The organism is Acinetobacter sp. 243_ASPC, assembly GCF_001054715.1.
GTDB lineage: Bacteria > Pseudomonadota > Gammaproteobacteria > Pseudomonadales > Moraxellaceae > Acinetobacter > Acinetobacter soli.
This window is the reverse complement of the sequence record NZ_JVOR01000066.1, coordinates 1150-22057: the sequence shown is the minus strand read 5'-3', so window position 1 is coordinate 22057 and position 20908 is coordinate 1150. Positions and strand designations below refer to the sequence as shown.

At 43.2% G+C, this 20908-nt stretch carries 14 protein-coding genes and 1 pseudogene (1 of these 15 cut by a window edge); 6 read left to right on the top strand and 9 right to left on the bottom strand.

Features of this window, described 5'->3' with window-relative positions; all coding sequences use genetic code 11:
• Positions 1 to 67: 67 nt before the first annotated feature.
• The 3 genes from ADA42_RS06485 (at position 68) to ADA42_RS06475 (ending at position 4500) form a co-directional block, all read left to right on the top strand.
• Entirely contained in the window at positions 68 to 2182 is a 2115-nt protein-coding gene (locus ADA42_RS06485; RefSeq protein ID WP_025095742.1) for a TonB-dependent siderophore receptor, read from the top strand.
• A gap of 470 nt (positions 2183 to 2652) precedes the next feature.
• The gene (locus ADA42_RS06480; protein WP_048764223.1) at positions 2653 to 3654 is read left to right on the top strand and encodes an isopenicillin N synthase family dioxygenase; all 1002 of its coding nucleotides are present in this window, start codon (positions 2653 to 2655) and stop codon (positions 3652 to 3654) included.
• A 165-nt stretch (positions 3655 to 3819) separates the two neighbouring features.
• Positions 3820 to 4500: a GntR family transcriptional regulator gene (locus ADA42_RS06475; RefSeq protein WP_004946015.1), complete on the top strand. Its 681-nt coding sequence runs from the start codon at positions 3820 to 3822 to the stop codon at positions 4498 to 4500.
• A gap of 43 nt (positions 4501 to 4543) precedes the next feature.
• Here ADA42_RS06475 and ADA42_RS06470 read toward each other — a convergent pair whose 3' ends face one another.
• Both ADA42_RS06470 and ADA42_RS06465 read right to left on the bottom strand, forming a co-directional pair.
• Positions 4544 to 5491 carry a PDR/VanB family oxidoreductase gene (locus ADA42_RS06470; protein ID WP_025095740.1) on the bottom strand — a complete coding sequence of 316 codons (948 nt, stop codon included), beginning with the start codon at positions 5489 to 5491 and terminating at the stop codon, positions 4544 to 4546.
• Between the two features lie 11 nt (positions 5492 to 5502).
• Positions 5503 to 6579 carry an aromatic ring-hydroxylating oxygenase subunit alpha gene (locus ADA42_RS06465; RefSeq protein ID WP_025095739.1) on the bottom strand — a complete coding sequence of 359 codons (1077 nt, stop codon included), beginning with the start codon at positions 6577 to 6579 and terminating at the stop codon, positions 5503 to 5505.
• A gap of 533 nt (positions 6580 to 7112) precedes the next feature.
• On the opposite strand from ADA42_RS06465, the gene ADA42_RS06460 reads away from it, so the two are divergent.
• Together ADA42_RS06460 and ADA42_RS06455 are read left to right on the top strand one after the other, a co-directional pair.
• Positions 7113 to 8465, top strand: a complete 1353-nt coding sequence (locus ADA42_RS06460; RefSeq protein ID WP_048764219.1) for an MFS transporter — start codon at positions 7113 to 7115, stop codon at positions 8463 to 8465.
• A 167-nt stretch (positions 8466 to 8632) separates the two neighbouring features.
• Positions 8633 to 9982 (top strand): PepSY-associated TM helix domain-containing protein, encoded by a 1350-nt coding sequence (locus tag ADA42_RS06455; RefSeq protein WP_048764218.1) that lies wholly within the window; start codon positions 8633 to 8635, stop codon positions 9980 to 9982.
• Here the strand turns inward: ADA42_RS06455 and ADA42_RS06450 are convergent.
• Complete coding sequence (locus ADA42_RS06450; RefSeq protein ID WP_048764216.1) at positions 9979 to 10473, bottom strand: GNAT family N-acetyltransferase; 495 nt, start codon at positions 10471 to 10473, stop codon at positions 9979 to 9981. The two genes, ADA42_RS06455 and ADA42_RS06450, sit on opposite strands and share 4 nt — an antisense overlap.
• Positions 10474 to 10642: 169 nt before the next feature.
• Positions 10643 to 12781, bottom strand: coding sequence for a TonB-dependent siderophore receptor (locus tag ADA42_RS06445; protein WP_048764214.1), 2139 nt, complete (start codon positions 12779 to 12781; stop codon positions 10643 to 10645).
• A 77-nt stretch (positions 12782 to 12858) separates the two neighbouring features.
• Here ADA42_RS06445 and ADA42_RS06440 point away from each other — a divergent pair, with 77 nt between their 5' ends.
• Positions 12859 to 14004: a DUF1624 domain-containing protein gene (locus ADA42_RS06440; RefSeq protein ID WP_048764212.1), complete on the top strand. Its 1146-nt coding sequence runs from the start codon at positions 12859 to 12861 to the stop codon at positions 14002 to 14004.
• A 42-nt stretch (positions 14005 to 14046) separates the two neighbouring features.
• Here ADA42_RS06440 and ADA42_RS06435 read toward each other — a convergent pair whose 3' ends face one another.
• From ADA42_RS06435 to betB, 5 genes and pseudogenes are all read right to left on the bottom strand, one after another.
• Positions 14047 to 14532 (bottom strand): hypothetical protein, encoded by a 486-nt coding sequence (locus ADA42_RS06435; RefSeq protein WP_048764211.1) that lies wholly within the window; start codon positions 14530 to 14532, stop codon positions 14047 to 14049.
• A 63-nt stretch (positions 14533 to 14595) separates the two neighbouring features.
• Positions 14596 to 15867 carry an MFS transporter gene (locus ADA42_RS06430; RefSeq protein WP_048764210.1) on the bottom strand — a complete coding sequence of 424 codons (1272 nt, stop codon included), beginning with the start codon at positions 15865 to 15867 and terminating at the stop codon, positions 14596 to 14598.
• A gap of 84 nt (positions 15868 to 15951) precedes the next feature.
• Positions 15952 to 17583 (bottom strand): malate dehydrogenase (quinone), encoded by a 1632-nt coding sequence (gene mqo, locus ADA42_RS06425; RefSeq protein WP_004935935.1) that lies wholly within the window; start codon positions 17581 to 17583, stop codon positions 15952 to 15954.
• A 516-nt stretch (positions 17584 to 18099) separates the two neighbouring features.
• Positions 18100 to 19758, bottom strand: coding sequence for a choline dehydrogenase (gene betA, locus ADA42_RS06420; protein WP_048764208.1), 1659 nt, complete (start codon positions 19756 to 19758; stop codon positions 18100 to 18102).
• An 89-nt stretch (positions 19759 to 19847) separates the two neighbouring features.
• Positions 19848 to 20908: pseudogene (gene betB / locus ADA42_RS06415) on the bottom strand (betaine-aldehyde dehydrogenase); it runs 420 nt beyond the window's last position.

The window sequence follows — 20908 nt, the reverse complement described above, 5'->3', positions numbered from 1 at the left end:
TACAAACTTGTGTACAAGATGGTATTTTATTGTAATTTATCGTAATTGCAACTGTTGGATCACCAAAATGAAACTGCGTAGCAGGCACTTTTTATATTCATTTGTACCATTTTTTTGTGTGCTACACACGGGGTATGCGCAAGAAACCGCGGTATTGCAGACGCTTCAGGTCATGGCACAATCGGAAGATCATTCTTATTTAAATACGCTTAGCTCTGAGGCCACAAAGTCGGGAACCGACCCATTTCAAACTCCGCAGAATGTTCAGGTGGTGAATCAGGCGATGCTCCGAGACAGTAATGCACAGCGTGTTGGGGATGTGATTGGCTTGGTCAGTGGTGTGAGTTTACTCAACCCTTTAGGAGGGCTTTGGGACAATTATTCGTTTCGTGGTTTCAATACCGATCAGACCATTGGTGCTGCCGCGTTACGAAATGGAGTCAATGCGTATCTGGGGCTGAATGCTGCGCATGATTTGATTAATATTGAGCGAATCGAGTTTTTAAAAGGGCCAGAAGCTGCACTTTATGGTGCGGGTGATCCGGGCGGAACCGTCAATATTGTGACCAAAAAACCGCAATTTCATCCAGAGTATAGTATCGAGCTTCGGGGTGGCTCCTATGATCAGTACCGTACCGCAATTGATGCTAGCAATGCGTTAACCGACACTGTGGCGTATCGTATTGGGGTGGCATATGAAAACAACCACAGCTTTCGAGATGAAGTGAAAAACAATCGATTGTTCGTAGCACCTCAACTGACTTGGCAACCCAATGATGCGACGCAACTTGACTATGACAGCGAATATACAGTCATCAACAGCCTGTTCGATCGGGGAGTGACCGCTGTGAACCAGCAGTTGGGGAAAATTCCCAATACACGTTTTTTGGGTGAAAAAGACGATGGTCTGATGACCATGAATGATTATTTGCAGCAGCTTAGACTTCGCCACCAATGGGCCAATAATTGGACCAGTACCAGCACCGTTAACTACAAAGACAACACTTGGCGTGGATTTTCGTCTGAAGCTTATCAACTTTTAAATGCACAGGGTGATCTCAATCGTGAGCGACGCTATCGTATCTACGACACCACCAGTTATCTGTTTAACCATGATGTACAAGGTGAGCTAGAAACAGCACAGGCCAAGCATCGCTGGTCGATTGGGCTAAGCTATAGCGATTTGACCATTCAAAACCATTTGCTGCGTTATCGCAAAAAAGGATCGACCGAGAGTCTGATCAATATTTACCATCCTCAATACGGGATTAATTTACCGGCGGTGTCGAGTGTTTACAACACACATGAGCGTCAAAATAATGTGGCACTGAGCTTAAGTGATGCGATTGAGTTTTCACCTAAGTGGACTTTATTGCTTGCGAGTCGTTTCGATTATTATCAGCAACGTTATAACGAGGTTGTGGCGCAGACATCGGGTCAGCAACGCTTTACTCAGTGGAGCCCGAAAGCTGCACTGAATTATCGAGTGGACGATGCCACTTCAGTATTTGTAAGTGCTGGGCAATCCTTTCACTTAAATTCTGGCTTAGATATCCAGCAACAACCGTTTGCACCCGAAAAAGCATGGACCTATGAACTTGGCATGAAAAAAAGTGCCTTTGATGATCGCCTAATGTCATCATGGTCTATTTTTCAAATCAAGAAGCAAAATGTTCTCACCACCAATCCTGTTGACTCGTCGTACATGATCACTGCCGCAGAGGAAAGCAGTCGCGGTATCGAATGGGACTCCACCGCTCAGCCCATCGATGCACTCAACCTAAAACTGGCCTATGCCTATATTGATGCTAAGGTATCAAAAACTGAAGCGGCTTCGGGCATTCAAAAGGGCAGTGCGCTACTCAATAGCCCGAAACATAATGCCAGCCTGATGATGATGTATGATCTTTGGCAGTCTGGTGAGCAAAAAGTTGCTGTAGGCAGCAATATTCAATATCTGTCAAAGCGCTCAGGCAATGTATATGACAATGGTTTTAATCTTCCAGCTTATACTTTGGTGCATTTAAACGCTGCCTATCAGGTGACGCCTCAGCTCAGTTTTCAGTTCAGTTTGAAGAATCTGTTTAATCAAGCGTATTACGTGTCTAGTTTAAAAGACGAATGGGTGACGCCGGGTAATCCGCGCGAAATGTTTGTAACGCTCAATTATCGTTTTCAATAAGATGAAAATAATATGCGATGATTACATTTCGCTGCATAAAATTAAGTTTGAATTAAGTTCTGAGCACTAATCTTCTTATCAAGCCTAGCAGCTTATGCCAATCTCCAATCGGCATCTTGAAATACCCTTCGCCACACCCTCAGATGTGGCTTTTTTTTGCCTGAAAATTAAGGCATGCACACTCATAATGCAGTTAAACAGCCGACATTGCCACAATCTGATGCAGCGCAGGGTAGAATGGGCCTTTAATCTTGCGTTTCATTATGATTTTTTACAATTTTAGATTGGCATAGTATTTGCTTAATTTAATTGAGAGTAGAAGCTGTCAACATATAAAAAACGAGTATGTGGGTCATTGCTCTAAGCGTTAGCTTGAAAAAGGCGTGACGTTTAGTGTGACTCAATACTTGACTATCATTTTAGCGTATTGGGTCATGTCATTAAAATTTACTTGAATGTGAGTGATAAAAATGAACAGTCGACATTACCCAAAAGCTGAATTTTCAATGCAGGAACTACAAAAAGAATCACGGATGGGCAGTATAGGCACCGAAACCCAACGTGAAATCCGAATGATCGATTTAAGTGACTTTGAGCAGCGCAAATACGAAATTGCCGATCAGCTCTGGTCTGCTGCAATCGAAATCGGTTTTTTTCAGGTGTATAACCATGGAATTTCAAGCCAAGATATCGATCATGCTTTTAAAATGGCCGAGCAATTTTTTGCCTTACCGCGAGATATCAAAGCACAGTATCCCTTAACACGTAATGCCGGATGGGAAAGCAAAGCGCAAATTCGGCCCTCTACACAAACACCCGATCAGAAAGAGTCCTATCAAATTACCTGGCCACGCATGCAACAGCTTTGGCCAACCGAACAAGAACTTCCATACTTTAAAACCGATATGCTCGATTTTGAACAAAAGTGCTGGTCGGTAGGAATGAAAATTTTATCCTGCTTTGCCTATAAACTCGGTTTTGCAGAAGAGTTTTTCACACAGGCACATGATCCTTCGCAGTCAAGTTATCAAAGTACCTTACGCATGCTGCACTATTATGCGGTTGATCCTGCGCTCAAAGAAGAACTAGGATTATGGCGTGCAGGCGCACACACCGATTTTGACTGTTTAACATTATTATTTCAGCAAGAAGGCCAAGGGGGCTTGCAGGTGTGTCCGGGCAAAGAAATGGACGAGCAGGAGTGGACCTCGATTGAGCCATGTAAAGATGTTATTACCTGCAACATTGGCGATATGCTCACCCGCTGGAGTGATGATTTATTGCCATCTAATTTCCATCGTGTCAAAAATCCAGCCGATGATGAATACCAAGGCGCTCGCTATAGCCTTGCATTTTTCTGTCAAGCCAATGAGGATGTGCTGATTCAAAGCCCTCAAGGCAAGTATCCCGACATTACCGCCAAAGATTATTTAGCACAGCGTGTCAGTGCCAATTTTTCTGGAAAATATTGATTTCATTTACAAGTCATTTTTTTTGACAAGACAGTCATCAAAATTGAGGCTGTTTTGTCATTAAATCACTCAAATTTAAAGCAAAACTCACATAATTATCATTGTCAGAACACGCGTTAAATTGATAGCATCGAATGGATTCTTGATTGCTAAAAAGTGGCGCAAATGTCTTCAGGACAACAAGTCTTAATAAAACTCAGAAAAATGATTATTGCTGGCGAACTTGCAGGCGGGAGTCGGATTGCTGAAATTCCAACGGCTGAACTACTGGGTGTATCGCGTCAGCCAGTGCGTATGGCTTTTCGACTGCTCGAACAAGAAGGACTCTTGATCAAGAATCCTACGCGTGGTTATGTGGTACGTGAAATTTCTGACCAGTTGATTCAAGATGCGATTGAAGTGCGTGGTGTACTCGAAGGTTTGGCAGCCAAAACCTTGGCAGAAAAAGGCTTAAACGATGAGCAGAAAAGCACACTTAAAAGCTGTATTGAAGAAATCGAAAAGCTTTTTGCAGCGCACAGCAGTTTCGGCGACGCAGAGATAGAAACCTATGATCATTTTAATGCGATTTTTCATGACACGATTCTTCAAGGGGCAAAAAATATTGCCCTGATGCAGGCACTCGCTAAAAATAATCAACTGCCTTTTGCGTCAGCGCAAGCCATTACCTTCGATTCATCTCAGGCGCTTTCAGAATATCGCCGTTTGCATTACGCACATTTGCAGCATTGCTCCATTTTCGATGCGCTGTTGCATCGACAAGCGGGGCGTGCTGAAAACCTGATGCGCGAACATAGCAGTGTTGCCATTTTGGGCGAGACTGTTCGGCATCTGATTGCAGATTAAAAAACTCCTATACATGGGCTTAAGATGTATAGGAGAAAACCTTTTATCCAAGCTCGATTACCAAGGTCTCTGACTTGGCTCTTGAGCAGCATGGCGTAAAATACTGATTTGACGCATGCTCTTCATCTGTCATAAACACATCGCGATGCTCTGGAATGCCAGCAAGTACACGGGTTATACAGGTTCCGCATACGCCTTGTTCACATGAAATAGGCACATCAAAACCATGCGCAAGCAGTGCTTGGGTTGCTGTCTGATTGGCCGGAACCTCAATGGTTTGGCCTGAACTGAGGACTTCAATTCGAAAAGGCCGATTACTGGTTTGATCGACTGGTGCAGCAGCAAAATGTTCCTGATGCAATTGTGCATTCGACCAACCCGCCTCAACGGCTGCATCCATCACAAACTGCATAAAACCTGTCGGGCCACAAACATAGAGATGATGGTCTGTGTTGGCATCGGCTAATACCTGCGCCATATTGCACGCCGTTTCAGGCTGATCTTGAATATGTAAATGAAGATGATCTGGAAAATGTGTGGTTAAATTGCCATAAAATGCAAGCATTTCGTGGTGCCGCACAAAATAATGCAGCTCAAATGGAATCTGTTCACGCTTTAATTGATAGGCCATCGATAAGATCGGTGTGATGCCAATTCCCCCAGCAAATAACATGGCGCGGCCAGTTTGCGGATGCAGCTCAAACAAATTACGTGGTGGACTAATCTGTAAACGATCACCTTCAGCATAATCCAGATGCATACAGCGCGAACCGCCACGTGAATGTTCATCGTGTAACACGCCAATCACGTAACGATGTCTTTCACTGCTACAGTTTGAAAGTGAGTATTGGCGAGTGAATCCGTTTTTTAAATGCACATCGATATGCGCACCTGCCGAAAAAGCTGGAAGCGAATCGCCCTGTGTCGAGACCAACTCAAAAGCACGAATATGTGCAGTGAGCTGATGAATTTTATCAATGATCACGTCCATGTCATGCTGCCTTATATCACACGAATATTGGGAAACTGGCGATCTTGAAGATCTGGCGGTGGCGTTGTTTCTTTGGCCAGCAGACGCTCAATAATTTTTCGTGATTGAACACCACCCGCATCGATATTCAACATTAATAATTTTCTGTGCGGATTGTTCAAAATGTTTTGTTGTTGTTGTTCCAGCATTTGCAAATCTTCGGTAAAGATTTTGCCTTGACCTTCACGAATTTGATCGGTCAATTCATGATTTTCGGGCTGAAAGTGACGTGCCATTCCCCAAAAATACCAATGCGACGTTTCAGTTTCAGGCGTAATAAAGTCGACCACAATCGCCGAGACTTTCTTGTCTGTAGGTGCATGATATCCGCCATAACCTGCATGCGCCACGCCCACCTCAATATGTACATTACTTGGTGCATAAAAATGGCAGCGCTGCCAGCGATCAACCGGAATATCATCGGCCAAATGGTTGCCACGCAATGCCATTTTCCAAAACGGTGGGGCAATCACATTTTCCATATAGCGTTCAGTAATCACATGATCGCCGTCGACCTTGGTCACAGGCAAAGCTTCGTCAATTTCTTTTTGACCAATACTACTCGAATGTACGTAGGTTTCGTGGGTGAGATCCATCAGATTATCAATCATTAATCGATAATCACACTGGATATGAAACAGACCTCCGCCATAGCCCCATTCGGGATGATCGGCCCATTCAAGTTCTGGAAGCGTGCTCTCGTCTGCCAACGCAATATCGCCTGGCCAAACCCAGATAAAACCGTATTTTTCCACAGCAGCATAGGCTTTATTGCACGGAAAACCATTCACCCGTTGTGCTGGCATTGCGACAGTTTTTCCATCGCAGCCCATGACCAAGCCGTGATAGCCACAAACCAGATGACCATCTTCGACATAACCGAGTGACAGCGGTGCGCCGCGATGCGGACAGAAATCTTCTACAGCAGCCACTTTATTTTCTTTGGCACGATAAAAGACGATTTTTTCACCACAAATAGTTCGACCTAATGGCTTGTCCTGAAGATCTTCTGGACGGCAGGCGACGTACCATGCATTTTTTATAAACATTTGTGACAGCTCCTTATCACTTATTGGATCCAATTTAATTGAGTTTTGACTGTTCGTCAATTTAGATTTTTCTTTAAAACAAAATTAAATTTGTATGTTTTTTTTACATAGTTCAGTAATTATTTCATGATTCATTATTTTTTTATTTAAATAAGATAAGTTTAATCCACATTTAAGTCATAAATAAAAAATTCCATAGATCCAATTGGAAAAGCAATATTGGATCCATATTTGAGGAAATGAAGTTATTTTACTGAACTTGAAGCTTCGCTTGAGAAAAACAAATTAAATGTACGATCATCAATTTATTTGTACGTTTATCGAACAATAAAATCTGGAAATTGTTGCTTTGATCAATCGAGTTGATCACTATTTAACATGAGCAGGACGCTCCAGAGACCTGAACACTACCGTTATTTATTTTTAGTTATTTAATTCCTTTTAGGCAATTATGGATATGGATATGCATAATCACCCGGCATTTATACTGTTAAATGTGGCGTGTATCGCTGTCCAGACATGGAGATACCCACATGCAACGAGACGTACTCAGCGAAATTAATCAAAACCCCATGAGCCGCTATCAGTGGTTTGTGATCGGGATCTGTATTTGTTTGAATATCATTGATGGCTTTGATGTGATGGTGATGGCCTTTACCGCACCGTCAGTTTCTGCTGAGTGGTCACTTTCAGGTGCGCAAATTGGAATGTTACTCAGCGCTGGCCTGTTCGGTATGGCCGCAGGCTCCATCTTTTTAGCGCCATTGGCAGATAAAATTGGTCGCCGTTTTCTGATTCTGATTTGTTTGGGGATTTCCGGCCTTAGTATGTTGGCATGTGCCTTTGTGACCAGTCATGGCATGTTGGCTGCATTGCGCTTTATTACGGGTATTGGTGTGGGTGGTATCTTGGCCAGTAGTAACGTATTGGCGAGCGAGTATGCCAATCTAAGATGGCGTAGCCTTGCAGTGAGTCTCATGTCAACAGGTTATGGGATTGGCGCAACTCTGGGTGGTGTATTGTCTTTGGCCTTTGTTGAACACTTAGGCTGGCGCTCGATTTTCTTGGCAGGTGGCGCGACAACACTGCTGATGTTGCTGGTGAGTTATTGGGTATTGCCAGATTCGCTGGATTATTTATTGGCTAAAAAACCAAAACAAGCACTCGAAAAAATCAATGCCGTCATGCAGCGTATGGGGTTAGTTCGCTTAGACACCTTGCCAATCTACGATAAAAATGGCACCAAAGAAGCAGGTGATATTGCAAAACTGTTTCAGGGTAAACAAGGCTTTTTAACCTTATGCCTTTGGTTTTCATTCTTTTTGGTGATGTTCGGATTCTATTTTGTCATGAGCTGGACACCAAAGATTTTGATCAGCATGGGAATGTCACCAGATCAAGGCGTGAGTACGGGTATTTTAATTAGTATTGGTGGAATTTTTGGTGCGGCAATTATTGGCTTACTGGCCTCACGTGTCAAAATTTTCTATGCGCTCAGTGTGTTTTTAGGTTTAACCGCTGCATGTGTCTGGCTCTTTGTGGCAGTCTCATCGCAAGTCAGTATTGCACTGGTGGTCGGGCTGTTGCTTGGCACACTCATTAATGGCTGCGTGGCAGGCTTGTATTCAATTTCGCCAACCATTTACGATGCCAATATTCGTAGTCGTGGAGTGGGCTACGCAATTGGGTTTGGCCGAATTGGTGCCATTATATCGCCAACGGTTGCAGGTATGTTTTTAGACAAGGGTTTGGCACCTGCAACTTTATATGCCTACTACGGTATCGTATTTGTTTTGGCAATCTTCCTGATTTTAAGTCTAGGTAAGGCATTTTATCGTCAGCACGATCAAGATACAGATGTTAAACCTGTTAAATCATTGGCTTGAGTGATTAATGAATTAATTTACAAGGTTTGTATCTTATACAACCATTTAAAACTTCAAATTTGCCACAAAACCATTAAGCCCGGGTTTGTGGTTTTTTTATTGTTGAAATTAGGCTGTTGTATACAAAATCAACTATACTAACGAGGTAATTTTCTGTATGTCGCGTTATGGCTGTCCATCATTCTTCTCCTCGTTTTTGGCGTGATTTTTTTGTTTTATTGCATCGTTACGCCGGGCTTTTTATTGCGCCGTTTATATTTATTGCTGCCCTAACAGGGCTGCTTTACGTACTCACGCCGCAGCTAGAGCAGTATGTCTATCGAGATGTACTGTATAGCCAACCCGATGGCCACCGTGCCGGCACGCTCACCCAGCAAATTCAGGTGGCTCAGGCGCAACTGCCACCCACCGCACAAATCGTTGCAGTACGTCCTGCACCGACACCTCATAATACCACTCGCGTAATGTACAGCGATCAAACTCGCCAGATCAATAATCAGGCCGTCTTTGTCGATCCGAATACTTTAGCCGTAAAAGGTGAGCTAGGCGTGTATGGCACTAGTGGGATTTTACCATTGCGTACACAGCTCGATCGTTTGCATCGAGATCTTTTGCTTGGCGAGTGGGGACGTATTTATAGTGAGTTGGCCGCGAGCTGGATGGGGCTTTTGGCCTTGTCGGGCCTTTATCACTGGATGATTCGTCGTAAAAATACTTCAGGTGCTGTTTCTGGTACACGTGCTCAATTACTCAAATGGCACCGCTGGATTGGACTAATTTTATTGCCATTGCTGCTATTTTTTTCGATTACTGGTCTGACATGGTCAAACTGGGCAGGCTCTAATATTTTAAGCTTGCGTCAGGCTTTGGGCTGGCAAACGCCTAGCTTAAATACAGCATTGTCAGGGCAAACAACTACCGATGCACATGCGGCACATCATGAACACCACCAAGGTATGGTCATGCAAATGCACAGTATGATCAGTGCGCATGATTTTGAGCTCGCGTTAAAATTGGCACGAAACGAAGGAATTAGCGCAAATAAAATTCAAATTCGTCCACCTGCGGCGCCTAATCAAGCATGGATAGTGGAAGAAATTGATCGTGGCTGGCCAACTCAGGTCGATAGCGTAGCGATTGATTTACAGCAGCAGCGTGTAATTGATCATGTTGACTTCGAGCAGTTTCCGCTGGTGGCCAAATTAACCCGATGGGGAGTAGATGCTCACATGGGGGTGTTGTTTGGCTGGCCCAATCAATTGCTCTTGGTGCTCTTTGCACTGGGTTTATGTGCTGCGATTTTGATGGCCTATCGCGCATGGTGGAAAACATCAAACTTTAAGCAAAGCACGATTATGTTTTCCCAATACAGCCTCATGATTTGGCAAAAGGGTAGTATGAGTCAGCGCATTGGCTTGGTACTCCTTTTGGGAGTAACCGGTTTGTGTTTGCCTATTTTTGGTCTGAGTATTCTGGTCGCGCTTGTGCTGATTCTGCTGCGCCGGCAACGTCTTTAAATTGATTTGAGCATATGCAGGGTGTCGTAATGCTGTATCCATTCGCGCCGAATTAAATGAAAGCCCTGTTGCTGCCAAAAGTATTCGGCTGCTGGTAAAAATGGATGGGTATGCAGATAAAAATGTCTGATATTTTGGGTGCGTGCATATTCAAAAAGCGCCTGACATAATCTGCTTGCCAATCCTTGCCGACGATAGTGAGGCTCAACAAATAGTTTGACCACTTCTACACATGGGCTGGGTAACTCAAGATCAAATCGGGCATCATACCTTCGATAAGCCACCATTGCCACGATGGACTCACCGTCTTTTATGATGAAGCAGGCACCCATAGGGCTTACCACATAAGTTTCACCAAAATGGGTGAGATCGTGCGGTAAACTGGTTTGATAAACCTCAGGAAACAATAACTGTCGGGTTCGAATGGCAAAAGCTTGTGCTGCTTGCAGGTTGTCTTGATCTAGCAAGCGTGGGGTAAGAGAGGAAGTCATGAATCAGCTCAAACTCAGATTTTTTCTAAATGAATTAAAGATCCGTTTAGCAACACAGACCTTAATTTCTTGCATTTTACCCATAACATTGCCGAATACCTAATCGAAATAAAAATATTCAAACATAAAAAAAGTGACCCAATTGGGCCACTCTAGTCATCAATAAGGCTTAAAACTTCCACTGCAAAGAAAGTGAAGCGTTAATTGGATCGCCCGGTTGAATCCACATTTCACTGTAGCTCTCGACATAATAAGTTTTATCAAATACGTTATTTAAACTGAATTGGTAACGAAATTGATCATTTGGTGCGTAGTAGGCATTCAAATTCATGATGGTATACGCCGGTAACATTAAATTGCCTTGATCATTTTGGGTGCCATTTCGTTGACCCACATAGACGATATTGCCACCTATACCAGCTTTACGTTGACCATCATCCAGTAGTAAATAGTCCAGACTCAGATTGGCATTGTGTTTAGGAATACTATTTAAACGCGTACCTTTGGCAATATTGGTGTCTTTGGTAATAATCGCATCGGTATAGGTATAATTGGCTAGAACGTTGAGCTTAGACCACAATTGTGTTTGCGCGGTTAATTCCACCCCTTGGCTACGTGCTTCACCAGCTGCATATTGATAGCTCGTATTACTTGGATCGATCGTTAAAGCATTACGCTTTTTCATATGAAACAGCGCAGCACTTAAAAGGCTTGTATCGTTGGGTAGAAATTTGCTTCCCACTTCATAGCTTTCACCTTTCTCTGGTGCAAACACATCGCCATTGGCATTGGTGCCCGTATTTAGTGCAAATGACCGGCCATAGTTGCTATAAAATGATAAATGATCATTGAATTTATAATTTAAGCCAAAGCGCGGCGATACTTCGTTAAATATTTCTGATGAATTTGAGCCTTTTAAATGATTATCAAGGCTTTGCTTAATGTGATCCAAACGTCCGCCGATTAAAACACTCCAGTGGTCATTGAAAAACATTTGGTCTTGTAAATTAAGTGCTGCGTAGTCTTGCACTTCATGGGTACTAATGAATTGCCCCATGTCTTTGGGATAGGTGCCGTATTGTGGATGGTTGACATTAATCTGGTTCACACAATATCGTTTCAGATCGTCGTACCCACCATTCTTTTTTCCAACACGTCCGTTATCACAACGAAGCTGGCCTTGGTTAAACACCAGCGTGCCAACTTCTGCGCCAATTAAAACTTCATGTCTTGCCCATGTACTGTCAATTTTTCCAAGTAATTCGCTTTGAGCCAGACGATCAGTAGTATAGGAATAACGCTGGCGGCGCTGACGATTTAATGTTTGGGCATCCGCTTCAAAACTACGTGGCTCGTTGGAACTCCCGGCAATCTTACCTTGCTTGTAACTGATGGCGCTGTTGAGCGTCCAGTCGTCATTGAAGCTATGCGCGAGATGTAGTTGATAAAACTGATCGCTGACTTCATTTTCATCTGCTGAAGGTTCACCTGTAAAGGTTTTACGATCCATTAAAATCTGACCTTTATAAGCACTAATACCACGATCAAATATGCCTTTTTGGCGCGTGATTTCACTATCAAAATTGAGCTGGGTTTGATCGGAAATTTTCCAGCTTAATTGAGGTGAAAAGAACCAGCGGTCACTGTTGACGTAATCACGAAAGCTTTGATTATCCTCATGTGCAACGGCCAATCGATAAGCGACCTGATCATTAATCGGTGCCGTATATTCAAAACTGCCGCGATATTTTTCTTCTGTATTGGCTCTCAGGTTAATTTCACCTTGTGGTTGCCACTGTGGTTTTTTGGTAGTGATATTGATTAATCCTCCCATTTCGCCGCGACCATACAGCGCAGCAGCAGGGCCTTTTAAAATATCGATGGAGGCAATATTGACCAGATCGCGCGGCGCGCTCAAACCACGGTTCACACTTAAGCCATTTCGAATAATAGTGGCGCTCACGTTTGGGTCGGTGGTGAAACCACGAATGGAATAATTATCCCAGAATCCACCGCCGTAATTGTTTTGCGCATAAACGCCCGTCACCAGCTGAATCGCTTCATCGATGCGCTGGACATCTTGTTGCTTCAAAATTTCCTCAGATAAGAAACTGCGACTAAATGGCACATCTACAATATCATGCGCAAATTTAGTTGTTGCCGAGGTTTTCTTTTCGGTTTCCTGTTCGGTAGCAGCTTGCAAAGTAATGGTGGAGAGAACGTTACTCGATTTATCGTCGGCCCAAACTAATCCTGGAAAAAAAGAAAGCCCCAAAACAGACGAAATTAAATAAGATGTGCGTTGCATAAAAACGGCTCAATCGTAGAGACAAAATTTAATATTTGTAATACTATAACATTACGGATTTAAGTTTTACAGTCATTATGTCTCACCTTAAAACATTCTCTCGATTACAATCTATCGATGCCCTACGAGGGCTTGTCATGGTGATCATGTTACTCGATCATGTTCGAGAAACATTTTATCTAAATAAACAAGTCACTGATCCGATGAACATTTTAGAGACTGAGCCAGCCTTATTTGGAAGTCGTGCTTTGGCGCACATTTGTGCGCCAGTTTTCGTTTTGCTTACCGGACTTTCAGCCTATCTGTATCAAATGAAAAACACGGTAGCAAGTACACGCAGTTTTTTACTTAAACGTGGCTTGTTTTTGATCGTGTTAGAGCTCACCTTGGTCAATTTTGCATGGACTGCCAAATTCCCACCCGATGTCATTTATTTACAAGTGATTTGGGCGATTGGTATCAGCATGGTGGTGTTGGCCTTATGCGTGGGTCTGCCTAGAAAAGTTCTACTTGCAACCGGATTATTGATCATTTTTGGACATAATCTACTAGACACAATGACTTTTAGAGGCATTTTGGGTTTAGAGCAGCTCTGGTATGTGTTACATGAGCGTAGCTGGATAGAGTTCGACGCTATTAAAATTCGGACCTCTTACCCGGTTTTACCATGGTTTGGCGTGATTTTTGTCGGCTATGCGTTGGGCTACTTCTTTGAACAACGCTTTAGTCCAGCTCAGCGTCAACGTTATTTACTCGGCCTTGGCTTAGGTAGTATTACCTTATTTGTGCTGTTGCGCTTGATCAATGTGTATGGTGATCAACCTTGGGTTAATTATGATTCATCTCTCATGACGTTCATGAGCTTTATGAATCTGACCAAGTATCCGCCTTCTTTATTTTTTATTCTATTCAATGCTGGAATAGGGCTGATGATATTGGCGATATTTGAGCGTCTGAATCACTGGAAAGGTCTTAAACCTTTAGTAGTACTGGGTTCAGTACCAATGTTTTTTTACCTGATTCATTTGTATGTACTTAAACTATTCTACGTGGTGTGTGTGAGTATATTCGGTTATACAGATGGCAATTATTTTGCGGTAGATTCCATGCGTAGTGTTTGGGGGATTACTGCATTACTGACCGTGATGCTCTATCCTGTTGTAGCGTGGTTCTCGGCATTTAAACATCAAAACAAACAAATCACTTGGCTAAAGTATTTTTAACTGAGTAGGCGTGTGCCCTTGTTTACCACTTAATAAGTGAACTTATAGGGCACCATATTTTTGCCACGTTTCGCCATTATGCAGTGAATCGTAATAACCTTTTAAGTAGTCCAATTCATAGTATTGAACTGCAGCCAATATAATAAAAGACATCAATAAAATGGTTTTTAAGGCATTCAGTTTTTTTGGTTCATTTGATAAAGCGGGTAGTCCAAAAAGCGTTAACGCAATGGCAGGCAATAGCGCGACTGCTTTTAAATGACTCAAAAAACCTAAACCATGAGTATAAAGTAAGACCGCAACCAGCACGATCAGGCCAAAGCCAGCCAGATTACGCGTATGCTCAGAGGGGCGCAGAGCCATCACTGACTGCACAAATAAAATTACACTCGCAAAAAAGTAAAAGGTCGTTCCACCAATAATAGCCGTATAAGTGGCATTGAGCACACAATACATGCCGATCACGACCAGTATGAGCACATATAAAGTCGAGTAAATTTTATGTGACGTTTCTCTTGTATTGGCCATAAAAAAAGAATTCTCCATTACATGTAAACGTGAATTTAGCATACGAATTTTGACAGCTCATATCTACTTATGAGATGTAAGAAATGTATGTTTATGCTGCTTTATTTTTGATTTGAGTAAATCTCGTTGTGATAAGCCAATTGCGAGTGAAATCATGAGGCAGGCGCCACCACTCACTAATGTAGCGGGTACAACCGTCCATAATCGTGCAAAGAGACTGGCCTGAAAGGCACCGATCTGATTACCTGATGTGACGACAATTCCATTCAAGGCAGCGACACGCCCAAGGAGTGATTTACACGGAAGTAACTGCAACAATGTCTGGCGGATAATCATGCTCATGCTATCAAATGCACCCAGTCCAATTAAAAGCACAAAGGACAACACCAATGAGCGTGAGCAGGCAAAAGTCACAGCACACAGACCAAAGCCGAGCGTTGCAACCAGCATATTACGCCATGCATGTTGTGTCAGATCATAGCGCATCAGCGCAAAGGTCATACACAATGTGCCAATAGCAGGCGCAGCACGTAACAGCCCCAGACCAGAAGCGCCACTTTTTAAAATTTCCTCAGCAAAAATAGGCAGTAATGTGAGTAAAGCACCAAATAGTACCGTACTTAAATCAAGCAGCATGGACCAAAAAATCATGCGATTGTTCAGCATAAATTGAATCGCTTGCTGCATACTTTGAATCATGGGCTGTCGTGCCACAGCAGGAAAGCATCGTGGACCAATCATGGCCACAGCACCGCTACCAACACACAGCAACAGTAAGGCTATGCTCAGTGCAATGTAAATGCCAAACTGTCCCATCATCACGCCCGCAAGAAGCGGCCCAAGCATGGCGCCAATTTGCCAAATCAATGCTGTCCATGTATTGGCATTACTGTAAATTTTCTCAGGAACCAAAAAAGGTCGTAAAGAGTTAAATGAGGGGCTATAAATGCCTCTTAACAGCCCTAAAACAAAAATACAGCCATAAACGCCAAGTAAAAGAAGAGGAAGCTCTATACTTTGTTGGGCGTGCAGAAAAAATAGCAGCGCCAAACATGCCGGAATAGGGCAGGTCAGGGCAAAGCCCCATTTTAAAATGATCTGCCGATTGAAATAATCGGCGATATAACCGCCCCACAACGACAAGACAATAAAAGGAACGAGTTCGACTAGACCGATCAGACCAAGCATGAGCGGGTTTTTCGTGATTTGATAGAGCGAATAAGCGACGACGACTTCTTGAATTAAAATGGCTAAGGTTAGACACAACTGATTCAGGCTGAGCAGCGAAAAATCTCTGTAGCGCAGTGCAGCAAAAAAATCAGAAGATGATGACATGATAAATACAGCACATTAATCAATGAAGGAGAGGAGATAAAAAAGGATGAGCCATTGCTCATCCTTTTTTTGAATCTTTAAAAATTACTTCGATTGTGATGCAGCAAGCTTAGCAAAGTCTGCTGGTGTCAGCGGTGTATAGTGCAAACCTAAAGTCTGGCTGGTGTACTGACGTACTTGGTCAAGCAATACTGGATCTTCGCTTAACTTCTGTTTGTACGATTTTACCATCTCGTGCAGTTTTGGATTCCACTCACCTTCAACTTGTTGTGGGAAGGCTTTTTCAAGCAAACTCAACATGATGTAAGGAGAAGTTGAAGCACCCGGAGACGCACCCATCAATGCAGTGACCGAACGATCTTTAGATACAAACACTTCAGTACCAAATTGAAGCTTGGCTGGTTTGCCTTCTTCTTTTTTGATGACCTGAACACGTTGACCACCTTGGTTCAAGCGCCAGTCTTCGCGTTTTGCATTTGGATAGTACTTTTTCAATTCGTTAAAACGGTCTTCATCGGTCATCATGACTTGGCTCACCAAGTATTTCACCAAATCAAGATTTTCCATACCAACAGCAGTCATTGGCAATACGTTGTTTTTATTGGTCGATGCCAATAAATCAAACTGAGAACCTTCTTTCAAGAATTTATTCGAGTAAGTCGCAAATGGTCCGAATAACACATATTTTTTACCGTCGATATAACGTGTATCAATATGTGGAACAGACATTGGCGGCGCACCTAGATCAGCACGACCATACAATTTTGCTGTATGTTCTGCGGCAATTTTAGGATTGTCCGTCATTAAGAATACGCCACCTACAGGGAAGCCAGCATATTGCTTCGATTCTGGTAAACCAGTCATTTGCAACAATTTAACGCTTGCACCACCCGCACCGATAAAGACAAAACGTGTTTTTACATGATCGGCTTGGCCAGTTTTCATATTTTTAAATGAAACAGTCCAGGTTTTGTCGTCATTTTGGCTGATGCCAGTCACTTCGGTAGATGTAGAAAGCTTGAAGTTTTGATGCTTGTTGAGGTTATCTACCAGTTGCGTGGTGATCGCACCATAGTTTACATCAGAACCAATTTCCATACGTGTTGCTGCCACTTTTTGTGCAGGATCACGGCCTTCCATGGTGAGCGGTGCCCATTGTTTGATCTGGTTTGCATCTTCAGTCATCTGCATACCATAGAACAATGGATTTTTAATCATTGCTGCATAACGCTTTTCGAGGAACGCAACGTTGTCACCCCATACAAAAGCATGGTGCGGAACTGGATTGATAAAAGTAGATGGCTTGCCAAGTACGTTTTGTTTCACTTGATAGGCCCAGAACTGTTTTGAAATTTCAAATTGTTCTGCAACTTTTACAGCTTTAGAAATGTCCATCTTACCGTCTTTTTCTTCGGTATAGTTCATTTCCATGAAGCCAGAGTGGCCCGTACCCGCGTTGTTGAATCCGTTTGAACTTTCCTGAGCAACTTTGTCTAGGCGTTCGTACATACGAACTTGCCAGTTCGGTTCAAGCTCAGTCAAATAGGTTCCAAGCGTGGCACTCATGATACCACCACCTACCAGAACCACATCTACAACAGGCTCACTAGCAGCGGTTTGAATTTTTTTGGAAGCAATTGGCCTAAAAAGGAAGGCGATCGCTGCAATTAAAAGAACAACAATCAATACCAAAAGGTATCGTAGAAACTTTTTCATGCGATAAAGGACCTTGGGGTAGGTGATTAGCATCGCGTAAAGGCGAAACAAAGAAAAATACTAAATCAAGAGAGAAATCGACTCTGGAAATGATGGCAAATTTAAGTTCAGAGAGAGGGAGTAAAATGTCTTAATCCATACAGCAAATGAATCAATTCACTTTTTAAATTTGACCATACATTTCCATCGGAGGCGTATTGTAGATGAATTGTGTATTGACAATATAATTTTTATTTGAAATGTTGAAATTAGTTTAATAAATATTAGTTATATTGTTAAATAAATTATATCAATTCAATTGCTTATAATTTTTTTAACATTTGGTAAAATGCCTAAATTTATTCAAAAACAGATGAAAAATGCATCGCATCACATATAAAGTGAATTGTAAATAATCAAATAGAAACCTCCAAAATACCTTAAAAGAAAAAAATGTACGCTAGATGGTCAAATCTGGCGATATTCGAACACGATACAAAATGCATCGTGTTCGGAAACAACTTGAAAAAATTAGCGTTACGATGCGCGATAATACGGAGCAGTAGAACGCGGGAGTGGGGCATGACCACGGATTTGATCGGCAATTTTTTCTGCCATCATGATGGTGGTGGCATTCAGATTGCCTGTAATAATCAGCGGCATGATTGAGGCATCTACAACACGCAAACCTTGCATGCCGTGCACGCGTCCCTGATGGTCCACCACAGCCATTTCATCTTCACCCATTTTACAGCTGCACGATGGATGATAAGCCGTTTCACCATGATTACGAACAAAATCGTCGAGTTGTGCATCTGTCGAAAGCTGATTACCAGGACTAATTTCTTCACCACGATAAGGATCTAGCGCAGGCTGATGCATGATTTCACGGGTAATACGAATGGCAGCGCGGAACTCTTGCCAGTCCTGCTCAGTCGACATGTAGTTAAACAAAATGCTTGGATGCTCAAACGGATCTTTCGATTTGAGTTTGATATGCCCACGTGATGGAGATCTCATCGAACCGACATGTGCTTGAAAACCATGTTCTTTTACTGCATTACTACCGTTATAGTTAATGGCAACAGGCAAGAAGTGATACTGAATGTTTGGCCATTCAAACTCGTCAGACGAACGAATAAAGCCACCTGCTTCAAACTGATTGCTGGCACCGATACCTTTACCTAAAAACAGCCATTCTGCACCGATTGCTGGCTGGTTATACCATTGCAGTGCAGGGTAAAGTGACACAGGTTGTTTGCACTTGTACTGTAAATACATTTCCAAGTGATCTTGTAAATTTTCACCTACACCCGGCAAATCATGAACCACATCAATGTCCATCGATTTTAAAAAGGTGCTTTGACCCACGCCTGAGCGCTGCAAAATTTGCGGTGAAGCAATCGCACCAGCACATAACAGCACTTCTTTATTGGCAAGGACTTTTTTCAGATCGTTTTTGTTGGCGCCTTGAATATATTCCACACCAATGGCCTGTTTGCCACTAAACAAGATCTTATTGGTCATGGCATGCGTAACAATGGTCAGATTCGGTCGGCCTTTGGCCATATCCAGATAGCCACGTGCCGTACTCGAGCGGCGACCGTTTTTGGTGACGGTACGATCCATCGGGCCGAAGCCTTCTTGCTGATAGCCGTTTAAATCGTCTGTGCGTGGATAACCAGCCTGAACACCAGCCTCAATCATGGCATGAAACAAGACATTATTGTCTGCTTTAGGCGTTGCAACACTAACCGGTCCGCTATCGCCATGATAATCGTTACCACCGATATCGCGCGTTTCTGCTTTTTTGTAATAAGGTAGACAGTCGGCGTAGGTCCAGTTTTCTAAACCCTTAAGCTTGGCCCAGCCATCGAGATCCATTGCATTACCGCGAATGTAACACATCCCGTTAATCAGTGATGAGCCACCGAGTCCTTTACCACGACCGCATTCCATACGACGGTTATTCATATGCGGTTCAGGCTCGGTGAGGTAAGCCCAGTTGTAGCGTCGGCCTTGAAGCGGAAAGGCGAGAGCCGCTGGCATTTGCGTACGAAAATCCAGACGGTAATCGGGGCCGCCAGCCTCCAAAAGTAATACCGATGTATTGGCATCTTCAGTTAAACGCGCGGCCAGCACATTACCTGCAGAGCCTGCGCCAATAATAATATAATCGTAAGATTGAGTCGTCATTGCTATTCCTTAATATTGTATGCGTCACGCTGTGATAGCAGCAGTGACATCAGATTTATGAGGAAACTTTAAAAAGGGCGTCGCGTGTTTTAGAACACGCTCTGGTAATCGCCCATTTCGACTTGAATCGATTTTGTTCGGGTATAGTGGTTGAGCGTCGAGATACCATTTTCACGCCCTACGCCCGATTCTTTATAACCACCGACTGGCATTTCGGCTGGGGATTCTCCCCACGTATTAATCCAGCAAATACCGGCTTCCAGTTGGTGAATAATGCGATGTGCCAAGGAAATATCCTGAGTGACCACACCTGCTGCCAAACCAAAAACAGTACTGTTGGCGCGTTGAACGGCTTCTTCAATTGTCGCATAAGTCAAGATACTCATGACGGGCCCAAATATTTCTTCTTGTACGATTTTCATAGCATCTGTACAGTCGGTAAATACAGTTGGCTCTACAAAAGCGCCGTCTTTAAGCGCTGCTTGCGTGGCGCGCTGCCCGCCAATGAGTACTTTTGCACCTTGTTCCTTACCGGAAGCAATATAAGACAACACCTTGTCCATATGTGCAAAACTCACCATTGGACCAAAATTCGTATCATCGTGCTGCGGATCACCCATTCGAATGCGTTTTACACGCTCAACCACAGCGGCTTCAAAGGCTGATTTAAGCTGTTCAGGAACAAAAACACGCGTACCGTTGGTACAGACTTGGCCTGAGCTGAAAAAGTTAGCCATAACGGCAATATCAGCAGCACGATCAAGCTGGGCATCATCACAAATAATCAGCGGTGATTTTCCACCGAGTTCCATAGTCACGTCTTTGAGGGTTGAGCCTGCGGCACTGGCCATAACTTTTTTGCCAGTTTCCACGCCACCGGTAAATGAAATCTTTTCAATCACAGGATGCTCGGTCAGGTAAGGGCCGATATCGCGTCCTGAGCCTTGTACGACGTTAAAAACACCAGCAGGTAAACCAGCTTCGGTATAAATTTCTGCAAGTTTAAATGCAGTAAGTGGTGTGACTTCACTTGGTTTAAAAATCATGGCATTGCCTGCGGCCAAGGCAGGGGCAGATTTCCATAAAGCAATCTGGATTGGATAGTTCCACGCACCAATTCCAGCCACTACGCCCAATGGCTCACGGCGGG

Excerpts from the sequence above, each read along its gene's own strand:
- ADA42_RS06485 (WP_025095742.1), top strand. The coding sequence starts at position 68 with ATGAAACTGCGTAGCAGGCACTTTTTATATTCATTTGTACCATTTTTT.
- ADA42_RS06480 (WP_048764223.1), top strand. The coding sequence starts at position 2,653 with ATGAACAGTCGACATTACCCAAAAGCTGAATTTTCAATGCAGGAACTA.
- ADA42_RS06475 (WP_004946015.1), top strand. The coding sequence starts at position 3,820 with ATGTCTTCAGGACAACAAGTCTTAATAAAACTCAGAAAAATGATTATT.
- ADA42_RS06470 (WP_025095740.1), bottom strand. The coding sequence starts at position 5,491 with ATGGACGTGATCATTGATAAAATTCATCAGCTCACTGCACATATTCGT.
- ADA42_RS06465 (WP_025095739.1), bottom strand. The coding sequence starts at position 6,579 with ATGTTTATAAAAAATGCATGGTACGTCGCCTGCCGTCCAGAAGATCTT.
- ADA42_RS06460 (WP_048764219.1), top strand. The coding sequence starts at position 7,113 with ATGCAACGAGACGTACTCAGCGAAATTAATCAAAACCCCATGAGCCGC.
- ADA42_RS06455 (WP_048764218.1), top strand. The coding sequence starts at position 8,633 with ATGGCTGTCCATCATTCTTCTCCTCGTTTTTGGCGTGATTTTTTTGTT.
- ADA42_RS06450 (WP_048764216.1), bottom strand. The coding sequence starts at position 10,473 with ATGACTTCCTCTCTTACCCCACGCTTGCTAGATCAAGACAACCTGCAA.
- ADA42_RS06445 (WP_048764214.1), bottom strand. The coding sequence starts at position 12,781 with ATGCAACGCACATCTTATTTAATTTCGTCTGTTTTGGGGCTTTCTTTT.
- ADA42_RS06440 (WP_048764212.1), top strand. The coding sequence starts at position 12,859 with ATGTCTCACCTTAAAACATTCTCTCGATTACAATCTATCGATGCCCTA.
- ADA42_RS06435 (WP_048764211.1), bottom strand. The coding sequence starts at position 14,532 with ATGGCCAATACAAGAGAAACGTCACATAAAATTTACTCGACTTTATAT.
- ADA42_RS06430 (WP_048764210.1), bottom strand. The coding sequence starts at position 15,867 with ATGTCATCATCTTCTGATTTTTTTGCTGCACTGCGCTACAGAGATTTT.
- mqo (WP_004935935.1), bottom strand. The coding sequence starts at position 17,583 with ATGAAAAAGTTTCTACGATACCTTTTGGTATTGATTGTTGTTCTTTTA.
- betA (WP_048764208.1), bottom strand. The coding sequence starts at position 19,758 with ATGACGACTCAATCTTACGATTATATTATTATTGGCGCAGGCTCTGCA.